Consider the following 16023-nt stretch of genomic DNA (forward strand, 5'->3'; position numbering starts at 1 on the left):
CCTGATACGCATTTCACTGGTGGAGTCATTTTCCCGCTCGAGCCCCGTGGATCTGCATCCACTTCGAATTCGAGGTTTGCCAGCGAACCGCTGATGACGGTTTTGAGATTTTCAGGTGGGGAGACTGACGGATCACGCCAGCGCGGCCCAGGTACGTTCGTAAAACAAAGCCCACGGCACGCCGTGGGCTTTATTGGCAGTCAGTCAGGCAAAGCCTTACTGAGGCGAAGCTTCAGTTTTAGGTTTGCCGAAGTGCCACTCGTAAACCACAAATTTGAAGTCTTTCAGGTCGCCCTTGGCGTCGAAGCTCAGGTCGCCGGTCGGAGTCTTGAAAGTACCTGCGTGGATGGCGGCAGCCACTTTGGCAGAATCTTCGGACTTGGCAGCCTTGATACCTTCAGCGATCACTTCCACAGCCGAGTAGGCCGGGAACACGAACGGACCGCTCGGGTCTTCTTTCTTCGCTTTGAAGGCGTCAGCCAGTGCAACGTTGGCTGGATCCTGGTCGAAGGATTTCGGCAGGGTTACCAACAGGCCTTCGGAAGCGTCCTTGGCGATCTGCGAAATGGAGTCGTTACCCACGCCTTCCGGACCCATGAACTTGGCTTTCAGGCCTTTTTCCTGGGCTTGACGCAGGATCAGACCCAGCTCCGGGTGGTAGCCGCCGTAGTAGACGAAGTCGACGTTGGCTTGCTTCAGCTTGGCGATGATCGAGGAGAAGTCCTTGTCGCCGGCGTTGACGCCTTCGAATACGGCAACCTTGGTGCCTTTCTTCTCGAGGGTTTGTTTCACGGCGGTGGCGATGCCTTCACCGTATTGCTGTTTGTCGTGCAGGACAGCAACGATTTTCGGTTTTACGTGATCGGCAATGTAGTTACCGGCGGCAGGGCCCTGGGCGCTGTCCAGACCGATGGTGCGGAACACCATTTTGTAACCACGGTTGGTGATGTCCGGGCTGGTGGCAGCCGGGGTGATCATGATCACGCCTTCGTCTTCGTAGATGTCCGAAGCCGGTTGGGTGGAGCTGGAGCACAGGTGACCGACCACGAACTTGACGCCGTCGTTGACGACCTTGTTCGCTACCGCTACCGCTTGTTTCGGATCACAGGCGTCGTCGTATTCAACGGCTTCGAGTTTCTTGCCGTCTACGCCGCCCTTGGCGTTGATTTGTTCGATGGCCATTTTGGCGCCACTGAACTGCATGTCGCCGTATTGGGCTACAGGACCGGTCTTAGGGCCGGCGATGCCGATCTTGATGGTGTCAGCTGCGAACGAATGGCTGGCAACCCCTGCCAGAACCATAGCGGCAAACAGTTTGGAAATCTGCTTAGTAGCCTTAGTCATAGTGCTCCACTCTTACTGTTGTAGTTTTTATAGTCCTGGCGCCGTAGCAGCAGAACCGGGTCAGATATTTTCGAATATCCTCCGGAAAATGCCCCCGGCAACTGTACCGGTACAGTGTAGAGCGCCGATTGTCAGCCTGGGAAGCTGGCGCCGGGGGGCAAAATCAGGGGGTGTCGCTTTTTTGAAAGAAAAAGACAGAATTGCGGCGGGGGTTCCAGCTGAAATCTCAGCAATCCTTGGCGTTCCTGCAGTTTTCAATCGGTGACTCAATTGCTTCCGGGTTTTTCTGCCAGACCACCAACGTTATCATTCACGTCGATTTCTTTTCCGGACAGGACCCATGACTCAAGAACCTAGCACCCTCTATGCCAAGCTGCTTGGTGAAACCGCATCTATTACCTGGAAAGAGCTGGAACCGTTCTTCGCCAAAGGTGCCCTATTGTGGGTCGACCCGGGTCTGGATTTGATCGCGGCGGCTGAGGCCGTGGCCACTGATGATGGCGAGAAAGTCGCTGCCTGGCTGGCCGCCGATGAGGTCTCGAAGCTGTCTGAAACGCGGGCGCTGGATCTTTTCGAGCGTGATCCGGAGTTGTGGGCCGTGGTGGTTTCGCCGTGGATTCTGATCCAGGAAAGGGCGACGAAGTGAAAGCGTGCACCGAATAAGTGCGACGCTTTGCCGGGGAAAAGTGTGTAGCCGAGTAGCGTGATGGCATGTTGCCGTAGAGAAAGGCCACAGGCGGAGTTGGCATAACGGTGACGTAAACGTAACGGGCACAGTTTATTGAGCAGCCGATGGGCTGCTTAATTGTTTCTGGATGTTGGATTTGGTGGGTATTCAGGCTGGGGGTTGTGGATTTGAGTACATATCCATTGCTGCGGTAACGGCGGCTATTGGTTTCGCCCTTACGGCGAGTCACTTGGAAAAGCCCCAAGTAACCAAGGGCTCTTGCCCCTTTCGTCCGGTGCTCGCTAATGCTCGGCATACCCTCGCTCCGGTCCTGCTCCGTGGGCACGCCGCCATCGGCCATCCATGGCCGGGGGCGGCTAACCCGGCATCCATGCCGGGTTGCCCACTGCGCAGAACCTGCGCTCGGCCTCCCCATGGGGCAAGAAAATCAACAGCGCGCGAGGCGGCCTGATAGCCGATCTGGCTCTTTGGTGGTCCGCGTTGTCCTTTTTTTGTTTCGTACACTCATCCCGGACTTGTACACCAATCCCCTGTAGGAGCCGGCTTGCTGGCGATAGCGTCTGGCCCGTCGACACATTCATTGCCTGACCCACCGCCATCGTCGGAACGCCGCCCGCAGCAAGCCGGCTCCTACAGGGATTGGGTTCACACCGCCAAAATGGTTGGGTCCACACGGTTCAAAATTGTAGGAGCCAGCTTGCTGGCGATGGACGTTAACGATGACGCGGGCTGCCTGAATGTGCGCGGTGCCTGGGCGTTTTTCGCGAGCAGGCTCGCTCCTACAGGGGGGCGGCGTCAGCACGGTCAAACGCGCGAAGCGCGCCCGCTTGACGCCCCGGTCGGCCCAGAGGCCGCCGAGTTTGATCTTGATCGCAGGCGCCCCGTTAACCACGCTGGCCGAACGCAGGCATTGCGCAGCGGGGAAACCGGCAAGGATGCCGGTTTAGCCGCGCTGGGCCATGGATGGCCCATCGCGGCGACCCGCGGAGCAATGCCGGAGTGAGGGCACACCGAGCCAGAGCGAGGTGCCGAGTGGTGGGGCAAGAGCGCTTGGTTACTTGGCGCTTTTCCAAGTAACCCGCTGTAAGAGCGGAACCAATATCAGCCATCACCCCAATACCGGATATACACCCGGAAACAACGGAACGACGCCGCATCAGATCAGACGGTAAACGTCTTCCCCGTATGGTTATTAAGCGAAATAACCTTGGTCTTGCCAATCCGGTGACGGTAGATCTCGCGCAGATACTTGATCGCCTTCTTCACGCAATCGCGCGACAGGCGAATGTCGTTGATCGAGACAAATTTTTCCTTGTCGTTGATCAGCTCGCGGTACTTCTTCTCGTACATCGGCTTGATCGCATACCAGTTGGTATCGAGGATCTTCGCCGGGTTCTCGAATTCGTTCAGCAAGTCGTCTATCAACTCTTCGTTGAAGTCTTCATTGATGATGAAGTCGAGGATCGAGTTATCCAGCGTATCGTCGAAGCGGTACGGGTTTTTCGCGAAGCAGCGCTTGATGAACGCGACGATCAGCGTCAGGAAGTCGTCCGATAGGCACGGGCTCTTGGCGATCAGGGTGGTCAGCGACAAGTTGGCCGACGCGCCGATCACCAGCGCATAACGCTTGAGCGTGGTGTTCGGGAACAGGCTGTTGAGGTGGGTCTTCAACCGGTTCAGGTCCATGTAGGACAGCTTGTAGTCTTTCGGCAAGGACACGATCGACACCACCGACGAGCAATTCTTGAAGAAGTGCAGGTCGTGCAGCGCGGCGGCGTCGTAACCGGAATTCTTGTACTGCTCCAGCGATGCGCGATAGCGCTTCGATTCGATTGGCAGCAGGCTGATGCCCTCGATCGCCTGGGTCACTTTGTTGAAGTGCGGCAGGTCGATGGAGCGGAAGAACAGGTCGTCGATGTTCAGGCGCTGCGGCTCTTTCTCGAACACCTTGAATTTGTCGCTGCTCGGTGGCGGGGTTTCCGGCACCACGGACTCGGCGTAGGCAATCGCCACCGGGCCAGCCAGGCTCATGAACAGGTCGTTGGCGTCGAGGCGAATGGTTTCGCCGATGTCGATGCCGGCGCGACGGAAATAGTTCTGGTCGTAGTCGGTCGTGACCGCCTGCGCCGTCAGAATGTTGAAGATCTGCTGCGAAATGTACTGGTTCGCGTGCTTTTCCATCGCGTTGACGTCGATGTTCTGGATGTTGCCGTCATCGCTTTCTTCGGCATAACGCATGATGTCGTTGGAGATCAGCATCATGGCGTTCCATGGGCGGATACGGCCCATGACGCTGGCTTCGCTGCTGTCTTCGTTGGCGAAGTTGTAGGAGAAGTCCCACTCTTCCGACAGGTATTTGCACAGCAGGCGACCGGCGTTGATGTGCAGCGCTTCGGACATTTCGCTGCGGTGGTCGGAAATGTTCGGCAGCACGCAGATGCCGCTGGTGAAGATCGGTTCGAAGACGAAGGAGTGACCGCTCTTGCCGTCATGCTCGTCCATCGGCTTGGTGTCGAACGTCTTGTTCATGTACGAGTGTTGCTGGGCCAGGCCGAATTCCGACGCCATGCCCGAACCGGTACCGCCGCCGGCGCTGAAAATCGAGAAATACAGGCGCGACTGGTTGGCCTTGATGCCGCAGCTGTCGATCAGGTACGAGTGAATCATCTTCCAGTCCGGGCTGGAAAAACGCTGGGTGTCCTTGTTCAGGATGATCTTGGCCAGGTACTGGCCGAGGATCGGCGCGTTACCGGCGCCACCGGCGTGGACTTCCGACAAGTCCATGATTTTCATTTTGCTGTAGTCGCGCAGGAAACCGCTTTTTTCGCCCTTGCGCGAGAAACGGATGCGGCCGGCAATGTCTTTGTCCAGATCGCCGAGCATCACCAGCGGTTCGACCAGGAACACCGGTTTGGTGGCCTTGTTCGGGCCCAGGCGCAGGTTGTTGCGAATCCACTGCGCCGGGCTGTAGCCCTTTTCCGCGTAGCGTTTGTCCGGCGACGGGCGATCTTCGTTGTTGAATTCGTTGAGGTAGAACTTGCGGGCGTTGTACACCAGTTCCGCGACGTCCAGCGCGATGTTCGAGCCGCAGCGACCGAGGCCGATCAGGCACACCGACGGGAATTCCTGATCGTTGTGCTGTTCGCTATCGCCTTCCAGGTGCGGTGGGCGCGGGAACACCATGTCGCGCAGGCCGTCGAGGTTATCGAGGATGCGGTCGGTGTTGGTTTCGGTGAAATACAGGTATTGCTGAGTCGCCAGCGGGCGCGACGGCGTCAATGGCTTCGAGGGTGCGGGGCTGTTCGCCGCGGGGCTCAGCGTCAGATCGGATATCGCAGTGGCCGGAGTGTTTTTAGAAGTCATTGTGCGCCATGTACCTGGGCTGTTCGGTCGGGCGACGGGGTCGCCAGACCTTCACGGATAGTTTCTCGCGTCTTATTTCTGCGCGTACTTGGCCCAAGTGTCAGGGGGGTGGCCTGAGCATCACTCGGGGGAATCCTTTCCTTAGTCATGATGAATCGGCCAATATTTGGCGATCTTTAATGAAAAAGAAGGCCAAATGATGTCAATCCTACCTTCGTTGGGTTTTGCCGGGATCGGTCTGATGGGGTTGCCAATGTGCCGGCGCCTGTTGGCAGCGGGGTATCCGCTGACGGTGTGGAACCGTAATCCGGCCAAATGTGCGCCGCTGGTGGAGGCGGGTGCGCGGCAAGTGGCCACACCCGCCGAGCTGTGTCAGCACGTCGATATGGTGATGCTGTGCCTGGCGGATACAGCGGTGGTGCGCGAAGTGGTGTTTGGCCCGGGGGGCGTGGCCGAGGGTGGGAAAAGCGGCCAGCTGTTGGTGGATTTTTCCAGCCTGGAACCCACGGCGACGCGGGAAATGTCTGCGCAGCTGGCCAGCCAGAGCGGCATGAGCTGGCTGGATGCGCCAGTGTCCGGTGGCGTCGTCGGTGCCGAGGCCGGTAGCCTGGCCATTATGGTGGGCGGCACGGAGGCGGACCTTGAGCGTGTCCGGCCGGTTTTGCTCAATCTGGGCCAGCGAGTCACCCACATGGGCGGCGTCGGGGCGGGGCAGGTGACCAAGGCCTGCAATCAGATGATCGTCGCCTGCAATGCCCTGGTCATCGCCGAAGTGGTGGCGTTGGCCGAGCGTTCCGGTGTGCAGGCCGGCTTGATCGCCGAAGCGCTGGCGGGCGGATTTGCCGATTCGAAACCGCTGCAGATCCTCGCCCCGCAAATGGCCGAAAGCCGCTTTGAACCGGTGAAGTGGCACGTGCGGACCTTGCTCAAGGACCTCGACACCGCCGTAAAATTTTCCCGCGAACAGGGCTCGGCGACACCGATCAGCGGATTGGCCGCACAACTGATGCGCCTGCATGGAAGCCAGGGCTTTTTGCAAAAGGACCCGTCAACGTTAGTGCAGCTGTACCGCGAGCCAGACTCAGAGGGCTGAAGGTACGCGTGTGTTTGCGCTGGTTGATCTCGGTCAGCACCGGGCGCAACTCCGCCAGTGGAACCGGACGGCTGAGCAGATAGCCCTGCACGAAATCGCAGCCGTTGCGCTCCAGGAACGCGTATTGCTCAAGGGTTTCGACGCCTTCGGTGACCACCTGCAAATGCAGGGTGTGCGCCATGATGATGATCGCCTGGACGATTTCCATGTCCTGGGTGGCGTTGGGGATGTCCTGAATGAACGAGCGGTCGATCTTCAACGTATTGAGTGGCAGGCGCTTGAGGTAGGCGAGGGAGGAATAACCGGTGCCGAAGTCGTCTATCGACAGCGATACGCCGAGGGCGCGGATCTGCTGTAGCAACACCAACGTATCGGCGATGTTGTTCATCAGCGCGTTCTCGGTCACCTCCAGTTCCAGCCGTTGCGGCGCGACCCCGGCCGCTCGCAACGCCTGTTCGATTTCGCCGGCCAGGTCTTCACGCCCCAGGTTCAGGGGCGAGCAGTTCACGGCGATGTGCAAGGCTTCGCAGCCTTGATGCGACAGCTCGGCGAGATCCTGGCAGGCTTTGCGCAGGACCCAATTGTCTAGCTCGGCGATCAGGCCGTTGGCCTCGGCGATGGCAATGAAGCGGTCCGGCGCCAGCAGTCCGTGGACCGGATGTTGCCAGCGGACCAGCGCTTCGAGCTTGCTGACCTGACCGGTCTTCAGGTCATAGATCGGCTGGTAATAAAGCAGCAGGCCGGTGTTTTCGCGCAGGGCGTGGCGCAGTTCTTCCTCTAGCTGCAGTTCCAGCGTGGCGCGGGTTTTCATGTTGGAACTGAAAAAATTCAGGCCGTTGCGACCGCCACCCTTGGATTGATACAAGGCCAGGTCGGCGTGTTTCAGCAGCTCCTCGCAGGTGGTGCCATCCTCGGGAAACAGGCTGATGCCGATGCTGGTGGTCATGACCATGCGCCGCCCGGCCAGCTCGATCGGCTCCTTCATTTTCAGCATGATGCGCTGGGCCATGTGCCGCGCTTCTTCACGGTCATGCAGGCTGATCAGCAGGCAGAACTCGTCGCCACCGAAGCGCGCCACCACATCTTCGTGGCTGCGTACCGAGCCTTTGATGTGCTGCGCCAGAACCTTGAGCAGTTCGTCGCCGGCGTCATGACCGAGGCTGTCGTTGATGCGCTTGAAATGGTCGATGTCCAGGAACATCACTGCGAGCATGCCGCCCTCAGTGGTTTTCTGCATGAGCTTTTCGGCGAAGATCTGGTTGAAGCCGCGACGGTTGATCAGGTTGGTCAGGGCGTCGTAATTGGCCGCATGTTGCAGCGACACGCGTGCCTGATCCAGTTGGCTGAGCAGCGTGTTGACCCGTTGCAGGTCGCGTTCCTTGTGCTGCAGTTTCTTGTCCGCCAGTGCCGCGCTGATGCTGCTGCCGATGATCAGCAACGTAATCACCGCCACCGTCAGCCCCAATTGCAGGTGGTTGTTATCGCCGGGTAAGGTCACCAGGCTGCCTGTCGGCAGCACCAGATTGAAGGCGGCCATGCCGGTGAAATGCATGCTGATAATGCCCGCGCCGAGTACCAGGCTGGCACTGAACTTGATCAGTTGATGAAGCAGGCCTGTGCCGTCGCGCAAATGCCGCGACAGCAGCAGCGCCGCGAGGCTGGCGCCAATGGCGATCACGATCGAGAGCACGAACAGTACGGGTTGGTAATACGCCATCGCATTCGAGTGCATCGCCGTCATGCCCACGTAATGCATGGCGGCAATGCCCAGGCCGATACAGATCGAGGCCTGGACGTATTGCCAGAGACTCAGGCGAGGGTGGCTGAGGGTGTGCATCGCCAGCCATGAGGCGAGCAGAGCGATCAACAGCGAGGCGAGGGTGATGGGCAGTTCGTAATGAATCTCGACCGGTGCCTGGAACGCCAGCATGCCGATGAAGTGCATGGCCCAGATTCCGCCCGCCAGGCAGGCAGCGCCGATCCAGCGCCAGAGTCGTTGCGAAGCCGGGTTTTCCGCATGACCGACCCGCTCGGCCATGTCCAGCGTGGCAAAGCCGCCCACACAGGCGACCAGATAGGCCAGTAGCACCAGGAAAGGGTCATGTGTGCAATTGAGGACAACCTGCCCGTCCGTTGTGAGCTCGGTAAAAAAATGCAAACCAAGCCATTCCATAGCATGCCCCGTCTTGTCACCCTGGCCAACGCAATGGGCGCTGGCGAACGCTTTGGAGTATAGAGCGCCTGCAAAGAGCACAAGGCGTAGTGGCATATTGGCGCCAATGATTTTGGCATTGACGCAATTACCATTGGCGATAAGCGTTAAGCGCTCTCTTCATAAGAAATTTCAAACGCGGGTTGCAGAGCCGCCAGGCCGAACGCCGCTCTGGCTGCATCGCAATCCGCGTTCGCTTCGCCATTGGCCCAGGAGGCCTCGAATTCCCTGCAGGTGCTGGAGCGCTGGTCGTAAAGCGAGCACTGCACTGTGCTGCCTACCTCTCCGACCAGGCCGATACAGCGAGTGGGCTTGCAATCGGTGCCCAGCATCGCGACCCGGCTGGGACTGATGGGTGCGACCAGCTCGTCGGGAACCGTTCCTCCGGCCGAGGTGCATTCACCCCAGAAAAAAGACACGCGAAAATGGGAACAGCAGGCACCGCAATTCAGACACGGACTGGCTTCGGACATAAGTGGTAATCAATAGATGGACGGGAGTACGGAGGGGGCAGGAAAGGCCGCTATTCTAGGCTTCGCATCGGGCTTTGGAAGGGGGGGCGACAGGTATTTTCGAGCGTCGGGTCACTATGGGGTGGTATCAGCTTAACGAATAATTACAGACAGTTTTGGCGGGCCTGACTAGATTGCAGTTTCCGGGGAAGTGACGCCCCAAAAACAATAAAAAGAGACGGACCCATGCAGAACTCGACCCAAGCGGCGAATGCCTGGCGCATTCTGTTCCTGCTGTTCCTGGCCAATCTGTTCAACTTCTTCGACCGCACCATCCCGGCCATCATCATCGAGCCGATCCGGATGGAATGGCACCTCAGCGACTTTCAACTGGGAATCATCGGGACCGCGTTCACCATCGTTTATGCCATCGCCGGCCTGCCCTTGGGGCGCATGGCCGATACCGGCTCGCGCAGCAAACTGATGGGCTGGGGCCTGGCGGCGTGGAGCGGCCTGACGGCGGTCAACGGCATGGTCGGCAGTTTCTGGAGTTTCCTGATCGTGCGCATGGGCATCGGCATTGGCGAGGCCAGTTATGCACCGGCCGCCAATTCGCTGATCGGCGACCTGTTCCCGGCCCACCGCCGCGCAAGGGCGATGGGCATTTTCATGCTCGGTCTGCCGTTGGGCTTGCTGCTGGCGTTTTTCACCATTGGCGCGATGGTCAAGGCATTCGATAGCTGGCGCGCACCGTTCTTCATCGCCGCCGTACCGGGGCTGATCCTGGCGATCTTCATGTTCTTCATCAAGGAGCCGAAACGCGGTGCCGCCGAGAGCGTGCAGGTCTCGCAAGAACGTGTGGACCGGCCGATCCGCCGCGTGCTGGCGGTGCCGACATTCCTGTGGCTGGTAATGGCGGGGCTGTGTTTCAACTTCGCCACCTACGCCTGCAACTCGTTTCTGGTGCCGATGCTGCAGCGCTATTTCCTGATGCCGTTGCAGGAAGCCGCGGTGGCGACCGGAGTGATCGTCGGTGTGACGGGGCTGTTCGGCCTGACCCTGGGTGGCTGGGTCGCGGACAAGATTCACCAGCGGGTGGCGAACGGGCGTCTGCTGTTTGCGGCGTTCAGCCTGATCATCTCGACGGTGTGCACCGCTTGGGCGCTGCATGCCGGGCGAATCGAGATCGGCGTGTTCGTGGCGGTGTTCAGCGTCGGCTGGTTGTTCGCCTACAACTTCTATACCTGCGTTTACACGGCGATTCAGGACGTGGTCGAGCCTCGTCTGCGCGCGACGGCGATGGCGCTGTTCTTTGCCGGTCTGTATCTGCTCGGCGGAGGCTTGGGGCCGGTGGTGGTGGGCGGCCTGTCCGATCACTTCGCGCACACGGCGATGCTGGCGGCCGGCGCCGAACAAATGACCGAAGCGTTCAAGGCCGTTGGCCTGCATGATGCGATGTACCTGATCCCGGTGGCGCTGTTCTTCACGATGGTGTTTCTGTTCCTGGCGTCGCGGTGTTTTGTGCGCGATGCCAAGCGGATGAAGGAAGGGTTGGTGGCGGTGGTTGAGCCGCAGATCCCGGCGGTCACCGCGTAGGAAAACTGGAATACAGAACCTGTAGGAGCCGGCTTGCCGGCGATGGCGTCCGTTAAAGCACCGCCGAATTCAAGGACCTCATCGCCGGCAAGCCGGCTCCTACAGGGATTGTGGTTTTACCGAGGCAAAAAAAGGCCCGCATCGCTGCGGGCCTTTTTCATTGCATGGGATATCGCGGGGGAATTAACCCGCCACCAACACCCGAATCGCTTCCAGGCGCAACGCAGCCTTGTCCAGCATCGCCAAACCTTGCTCGCGCTGTTTGCGCAGGGCAATCAGCTCGCTGTCGCGCACGGTCGGGTTGACCGCTTGCAACGCGGTCAGGCGCGCCAGTTCTTCGTCGGTGTCGGCGGCCAGGCGACGTTGCGCCTCAGCCACACGTTCGGCGTGACGCGGGGCGATTTTCTCTTCGCCGGCGTTGATCCGTGGCGTCAGCTGATCGCGCTGGGCCTGGATGAACTTGTTGGCGCTGGCGCGTGGCACGCTTTCCAGCTGATCGTTCAGGGTTTCGAACGACACGCGGCCCGACAGGTCGTTGCCGTTGGTGTCGAGCAGGCAGCGCAGGGCGGCTGGCGGCAGGTAACGGCCCAGTTGCAGCGAGCGCGGCGCAACCACTTCGCTGACGTAGAGCAGTTCCAGCAACACGGTCCCCGGTTTCAGCGCCTTGTTCTTGATCAGCGCCACAGCGGTGTTGCCCATCGAGCCGGACAGCACCAGGTCCATGCCGCCCTGCACCATCGGGTGCTCCCAGGTGATGAACTGCATGTCTTCGCGAGACAGCGCCTGGTTGCGGTCGTAGGTGATGGTCACGCCTTCGTCGTCGCCCAGCGGGAAGCTGGCGTCGAGCATTTTTTCGCTCGGCTTGAGGATCAGCGCGTTTTCCGAGTGGTCCTCGCTGTCGATGCCGAACGCGTCGAACAGGGTTTCCATGTAGATCGGCAGGGCGAACTGGTCGTCTTGCTCGAGGATGTCCTCGACCAGCGCATCCCCTTCGCCGGCGCCGCCGGAATTGAGCTCCAGCAGACGGTCACGGCCGGTGTGCAGCTCGGCTTCCAGACGCTCGCGCTCGCCACGGGCTTCGTCGATCAGCGCTTGCCACTCGCCATCGTCGGCGTTTTCCAGCAGCGGCAGCAGGCGCGGGCCGAACTGATGTTGCAGGGCATTGCCGGTCGGGCAGGTGTTGAGGAATGCGTTCAGCGCTTCGTGATACCACTGGAACAGGCGCTCTTGCGGGCTGGTTTCCAGGTACGGCACGTGCAATTCGATGATGTGCTTCTGGCCGATCCGGTCGAGACGACCGATACGCTGCTCCAGCAGATCCGGGTGCGACGGCAGATCGAACAGCACCAGGTGGTGCGAGAACTGGAAGTTGCGACCTTCACTGCCGATTTCCGAACAGATCAGCACTTGCGCGCCGAACTCTTCATCAGCGAAGTACGCCGCCGCGCGGTCACGCTCAAGGATGTTCATGCCTTCGTGGAACACCGTCGCCGGGATGCCGGAACGGACGCGCAGGGCATCTTCCAGATCCATCGCGGTTTCGGCGTGGGCGCAGATCACCAGCACTTTGGTGCGCTTGAGCATCTTCAGCGTGTCGATCAGCCACTCGACGCGCGGGTCGAATTTCCACCAGCGTTCTTCTTCGTTGGCATCCGGCTGGGCCTGGAAGCTGACTTCCGGGTACAGCTCGGCGTGATCGCCCAGCGGCAGTTCGAGGTATTCGTCCGGGTTCGGCAGCGGGTACGGGTGCAGCTTGCGCTCCGGGAAACCCTGCACGGCGGCGCGGGTGTTGCGGAACAGCACGCGGCCGGTGCCGTGACGGTCCAGCAGTTCGCGGACCAGGCGGGCGCTGGCTTCGGTGTCGCCATCGTTGACCGCGGTCAGCAAGGCTTCGCCTTCGTTGCCGAGGAAACCGTGGATGGTCTTGTGCGCTTCAGGCGACAGGCGCCCTTTGTCCAGCAACTCCTGAACGGCTTCGGCCACCGGGCGATAGTTTTCGCTCTCGGCGCGGAAGGCGTGCAGGTCATGGAAACGGTTCGGGTCGAGCAGGCGCAGGCGCGCGAAGTGGCTGTCCTGGCCCAGTTGCTCCGGGGTCGCGGTCAGCAGCAGTACGCCCGGGATGACTTCGGCGAGCTGTTCAACCAGCGAGTATTCCGGGCTGGCCTTGTCTTCGTGCCACACCAGGTGGTGGGCTTCGTCGACGACCATCAGGTCCCAGCCGGCAGCGAACAGCGCGTCCTGGGCCTTCTCGTCTTCCACCAGCCACTCCAGCGCAACCAGTGCGAGCTGGGTGTCTTCGAACGGGTTGGCGGCATCGCTTTCGATGAAGCGTTCTTCGTCGAACAGCGCGACCTGCAGGTTGAAGCGGCGGCGCATCTCGACCAGCCACTGGTGCTGGAGGTTTTCCGGCACGAGGATCAGCACGCGGTTGGCGCGACCCGAGAGCAGTTGGCGATGGATCACCAGGCCGGCTTCGATGGTCTTGCCCAGGCCCACTTCGTCCGCCAGCAAAACCCGCGGCGCAATGCGGTCGGCGACTTCACGGGCAATGTGCAGCTGGTGCGCGATCGGTTGCGCACGCACACCGCCCAGGCCCCAGAGCGCGGACTGCAACTGACGGCTGGTGTGTTCCAGCGTGTGGTAACGCAGGGAGAACCAGGCCAGCGGGTCGATCTGCCCGGCGAACAGACGGTCGCTGGCCAGACGGAACTGAATGAAGTTCGACAGCTGGGTTTCCGGCAGGGTGACCACTTCGTTCTGCGCGTTGAGGCCGTGGTAGACCAGCAGGCCATCGACGTCGTCGACTTCCTGTACCGTCAGTTTCCAGCCTTCGAAGTGAGTGATCGAGTCGCCCGGCGAAAAACGCACGCGGGTGAGGGGCGCATTCCGTAGCGCGTACTGGCGAGTGTCGCCAGTGGCCGGATAGAGCACGGTCAACAAGCGGCCGTCCTGTGCCAGAACGGTGCCCAAACCCAGCTCGGCTTCGCTGTCACTGATCCAGCGTTGCCCCGGTTGATACTGCTGCGCCATGCTGCCTGACTCCCACCTTGAAAAAGCGGGCTATCTTAACGGAATGAGGGCTTCAGGGCCAAAGGACTCTCAGAAAAACTCACAGTCTTACGTTAGTTCAACGCTTGGTATGTGCGCAGGCCGGGGCACTTGTGAATGCCAATCCGGTCACAGTTTGCGACCGATGGCTCAAGTCGCCATCCCCTCAGCCGACAGCCTGCTGACAGGAGACCCACTAATCATGCTGCCACCGATGCTCCCCTTGAGTGCCGTGCCGATCACTTCACAGCACGACCCGATCCGCCAGCGCCCGGATATTCCGCCCGTTGTGCCGGTGCAGGAAAGCTCCAACGAAAGCACCATCGACCTGCAACAGCGCGACCCGGAAGAGGCGGCTTTTCAGCTGCGCGAGGAACAGCGCCGCAAGCAGGAGCAGCAAAGACGCCGTCGCGAGGCCGATGAAGACCCTGATGAACACCTGGCGATTCCCGGCACCGAGCTCAATGCCGACAACACCGTGCCGGTAGCGCCATTGATTGAAGACGAGCCGCGCCAGGGGTTGTGGGTCGACATTCAGATCTAGCCGCATTGGGCGGACAATTCGTTCAAGGCCTCCAGCAACACATCCATTTCTTCTTCGGTATTGAGGTAGCTGACAGCGATCCGCGCGATGCTGTCCAGTCTTCTGGCCTGCATGTCCAGCGGCGTATAGGCCACGCCATTGGCGCCGATGTTGATCCCACGTTGTGCCAGCCGCTGTTTCAAATCGGCACTGTCCCAGCCCTCGAGCGTGAAAGCGATCAGGCCTGATTGCTGATCGGCGGGCCCCAGGTTGTGCAGCGTCAGCCCGCTGACCTCCGTGAGGCGTTCGCGTAGTTGCCGGCACAATCCATCGATTCGCTGGCGAACGCTGGCCGCGCCCAGGTCGTTGAACTCCTCCAGTGCATTGGCCAGGCCGGCCAGCAGTGCCACCGACACTTCACTGGTTTCAAAGCGTCGCGCATCGGCGCGAACCGGGAAGCCTTCGCCATCCCAGGGCGCGGACAGCACGTCCAACTGGCCGGGCACGAGCCGTTCGAGAAACGCCGGTCGGACGTACATCAGCGCCGTACCGCGCGGTCCCCGCAGGAATTTGCGCCCGGCGCCCTTGAGCACATCGCAATGCAGCGCCTGCACGTCGCAGGGCAATTGGCCCAAGGCCTGGCCGGCGTCGATGAAATAGGCAATCCCGTGTGCTCGCGCCACCGCGCCAATGGCTTCGGCAGGATTGATCAGGCCGCCGTTGGCCGGGAGCCAGGTCAGGGCGATCAGCTTCACTTTGGCGTCGATCATCTGCTTCAGGGCGGCGACGGACACCGCGCCCGTTTCATCGCAGGGAATCACTTCCAGCCGCGCGCCCGCGCTGACGGCCCGGCTGATACACGCCAGGTTGCCGCCCCATTCATGGCGTCCGACCAGAATTCGCTCGCCTGCCTGCCATGGCCCCAACGCATTGAAGGCCATGCCCCACGCCGCCGAGCCGCTGCTGGCGAATGCGATGTTTTCAGTCTCGGCATTCAGCAGTCTGGCCGCCGCATGGCGGGCGCGGGCTTGAACGCTCTGGTCGGCGGCCTCCATCGGTCCGCTGATGGCCTCGCGTTGCAACTGTTCGATCACCGCGTCGAGGGTGGCCTGACTCGGCAACGACGCGCCGGCGTGGTTGAAGTGAATCACGCGGGCGCACCCCGGCGTGGCCGCCCGCAGACGTTTCACTTCGCCGAGGTTCATGGCCGCAGCTCGAATATCGCGTCTATTTCCACCGCCACGCCGCTGGGCAGGCTGGAGACACCGACGGCCGTGCGCACATGCCGGCCTTTCTCGCCGAGGGCGTTGACCAGCAGGTTCGACGCACCGTTGGCGACTACCCCCTGACGCTGGAATTCAGGAGCGCTGGCGATGAACACCCCAAGGCGGATGATGCGCACCAGTCTGGACAGGTCATCGCCGAGGGCGTCACTCAGTTGCGCAAGCAGGCCTAAAGCGGCGAGTTCGGCGGCGTTGGTCCCTTCTTCGTCGGAGATCGATTCTCCCAGGCGTCCGATAAACGCTGGTTTGCCCGCTTGCAAAGGGATCTGGCCAGAGATGAACAGCTGGTTCTGGCTGACGACATGATTGACGTAGTTGGCGATGGGCTGGCTGGGCGTCGGCAGGCTCAGGCCAAGTTGCTGGACGCGTTGGGCAAGTGAGTCGGTCATGGTGAATCCTCCTGAGTGAAGGCTTCAGCATG

The 16023-nt window shown here is 60.7% G+C and carries 11 protein-coding genes; 4 read left to right on the forward strand and 7 right to left on the reverse strand.

Translation table 11 applies throughout. The features are described from left to right. Positions 1 to 216: 216 nt before the first annotated feature. Entirely contained in the window at positions 217 to 1344 is a 1128-nt protein-coding gene (locus tag ACF6ZU_RS19070; RefSeq protein ID WP_392885996.1) for a branched-chain amino acid ABC transporter substrate-binding protein, read from the reverse strand. Positions 1345 to 1684: 340 nt separating this feature from the next. On the opposite strand from ACF6ZU_RS19070, the gene ACF6ZU_RS19075 reads away from it, so the two are divergent. After that, positions 1685 to 1990, forward strand: coding sequence for a DUF2288 domain-containing protein (locus ACF6ZU_RS19075; RefSeq protein WP_392885998.1), 306 nt, complete (start codon positions 1685 to 1687; stop codon positions 1988 to 1990). Positions 1991 to 3193: 1203 nt separating this feature from the next. On the opposite strand, the gene ACF6ZU_RS19080 is transcribed toward ACF6ZU_RS19075, so the two are convergent. Further along, complete coding sequence (locus tag ACF6ZU_RS19080) at positions 3194 to 5395, reverse strand: hypothetical protein (RefSeq protein WP_392886000.1); 2202 nt, start codon at positions 5393 to 5395, stop codon at positions 3194 to 3196. A 196-nt stretch (positions 5396 to 5591) separates the two neighbouring features. Between ACF6ZU_RS19080 and ACF6ZU_RS19085 the strand changes: the two genes are divergently transcribed. Continuing rightward, a complete protein-coding gene (locus ACF6ZU_RS19085) occupies positions 5592 to 6488 on the forward strand; it encodes an NAD(P)-dependent oxidoreductase (protein ID WP_392886002.1) in 897 nt (298 codons plus the stop codon). On the opposite strand, the gene ACF6ZU_RS19090 is transcribed toward ACF6ZU_RS19085, so the two are convergent. Together ACF6ZU_RS19090 and ACF6ZU_RS19095 are read right to left on the reverse strand one after the other, a co-directional pair. Continuing rightward, positions 6379 to 8661, reverse strand: a complete 2283-nt coding sequence (locus ACF6ZU_RS19090) for a putative bifunctional diguanylate cyclase/phosphodiesterase (RefSeq protein ID WP_392886004.1) — start codon at positions 8659 to 8661, stop codon at positions 6379 to 6381. The genes ACF6ZU_RS19085 and ACF6ZU_RS19090 overlap by 110 nt on opposite strands. Positions 8662 to 8807: 146 nt before the next feature. Next, the gene (locus tag ACF6ZU_RS19095; RefSeq protein WP_392886007.1) at positions 8808 to 9173 is read right to left on the reverse strand and encodes a YkgJ family cysteine cluster protein; all 366 of its coding nucleotides are present in this window, start codon (positions 9171 to 9173) and stop codon (positions 8808 to 8810) included. A gap of 225 nt (positions 9174 to 9398) precedes the next feature. Between ACF6ZU_RS19095 and ACF6ZU_RS19100 the strand changes: the two genes are divergently transcribed. Continuing rightward, complete coding sequence (locus tag ACF6ZU_RS19100; RefSeq protein WP_392886009.1) at positions 9399 to 10748, forward strand: spinster family MFS transporter; 1350 nt, start codon at positions 9399 to 9401, stop codon at positions 10746 to 10748. A gap of 183 nt (positions 10749 to 10931) precedes the next feature. On the opposite strand, the gene rapA is transcribed toward ACF6ZU_RS19100, so the two are convergent. Beyond that, a complete protein-coding gene (gene rapA, locus ACF6ZU_RS19105; protein WP_392886011.1) occupies positions 10932 to 13778 on the reverse strand; it encodes an RNA polymerase-associated protein RapA in 2847 nt (948 codons plus the stop codon). A gap of 220 nt (positions 13779 to 13998) precedes the next feature. Between rapA and ACF6ZU_RS19110 the strand changes: the two genes are divergently transcribed. Further along, positions 13999 to 14340: an aspartate-semialdehyde dehydrogenase gene (locus ACF6ZU_RS19110; protein ID WP_392886013.1), complete on the forward strand. Its 342-nt coding sequence runs from the start codon at positions 13999 to 14001 to the stop codon at positions 14338 to 14340. Here ACF6ZU_RS19110 and ACF6ZU_RS19115 read toward each other — a convergent pair. Both ACF6ZU_RS19115 and ACF6ZU_RS19120 read right to left on the reverse strand, forming a co-directional pair. Further along, the gene (locus ACF6ZU_RS19115) at positions 14337 to 15524 is read right to left on the reverse strand and encodes an aminotransferase class V-fold PLP-dependent enzyme (RefSeq protein ID WP_392886015.1); all 1188 of its coding nucleotides are present in this window, start codon (positions 15522 to 15524) and stop codon (positions 14337 to 14339) included. The two genes, ACF6ZU_RS19110 and ACF6ZU_RS19115, sit on opposite strands and share 4 nt — an antisense overlap. Beyond that, positions 15521 to 15991, reverse strand: coding sequence for a RidA family protein (locus ACF6ZU_RS19120; protein WP_392886017.1), 471 nt, complete (start codon positions 15989 to 15991; stop codon positions 15521 to 15523). The genes ACF6ZU_RS19115 and ACF6ZU_RS19120 overlap by 4 nt, the downstream gene beginning before the upstream one ends. Between the last annotated feature and the right edge of the window lie 32 nt (positions 15992 to 16023).

This window comes from Pseudomonas migulae (assembly GCF_043225285.1).
GTDB lineage: Bacteria > Pseudomonadota > Gammaproteobacteria > Pseudomonadales > Pseudomonadaceae > Aquipseudomonas > Aquipseudomonas migulae_C.

What these genes read in the sequence shown, in the direction of transcription:
- ACF6ZU_RS19085 (WP_392886002.1), top strand. Translation starts at nt 5,592, where the DNA reads ATGATGTCAATCCTACCTTCGTTGGGTTTTGCCGGGATCGGTCTGATG.
- ACF6ZU_RS19070 (WP_392885996.1), bottom strand. Translation starts at nt 1,344, where the DNA reads ATGACTAAGGCTACTAAGCAGATTTCCAAACTGTTTGCCGCTATGGTT.
- ACF6ZU_RS19115 (WP_392886015.1), bottom strand. Translation starts at nt 15,524, where the DNA reads ATGAACCTCGGCGAAGTGAAACGTCTGCGGGCGGCCACGCCGGGGTGC.
- ACF6ZU_RS19095 (WP_392886007.1), bottom strand. Translation starts at nt 9,173, where the DNA reads ATGTCCGAAGCCAGTCCGTGTCTGAATTGCGGTGCCTGCTGTTCCCAT.
- rapA (WP_392886011.1), bottom strand. Translation starts at nt 13,778, where the DNA reads ATGGCGCAGCAGTATCAACCGGGGCAACGCTGGATCAGTGACAGCGAA.
- ACF6ZU_RS19120 (WP_392886017.1), bottom strand. Translation starts at nt 15,991, where the DNA reads ATGACCGACTCACTTGCCCAACGCGTCCAGCAACTTGGCCTGAGCCTG.
- ACF6ZU_RS19110 (WP_392886013.1), top strand. Translation starts at nt 13,999, where the DNA reads ATGCTGCCACCGATGCTCCCCTTGAGTGCCGTGCCGATCACTTCACAG.
- ACF6ZU_RS19100 (WP_392886009.1), top strand. Translation starts at nt 9,399, where the DNA reads ATGCAGAACTCGACCCAAGCGGCGAATGCCTGGCGCATTCTGTTCCTG.
- ACF6ZU_RS19080 (WP_392886000.1), bottom strand. Translation starts at nt 5,395, where the DNA reads ATGACTTCTAAAAACACTCCGGCCACTGCGATATCCGATCTGACGCTG.
- ACF6ZU_RS19075 (WP_392885998.1), top strand. Translation starts at nt 1,685, where the DNA reads ATGACTCAAGAACCTAGCACCCTCTATGCCAAGCTGCTTGGTGAAACC.
- ACF6ZU_RS19090 (WP_392886004.1), bottom strand. Translation starts at nt 8,661, where the DNA reads ATGGAATGGCTTGGTTTGCATTTTTTTACCGAGCTCACAACGGACGGG.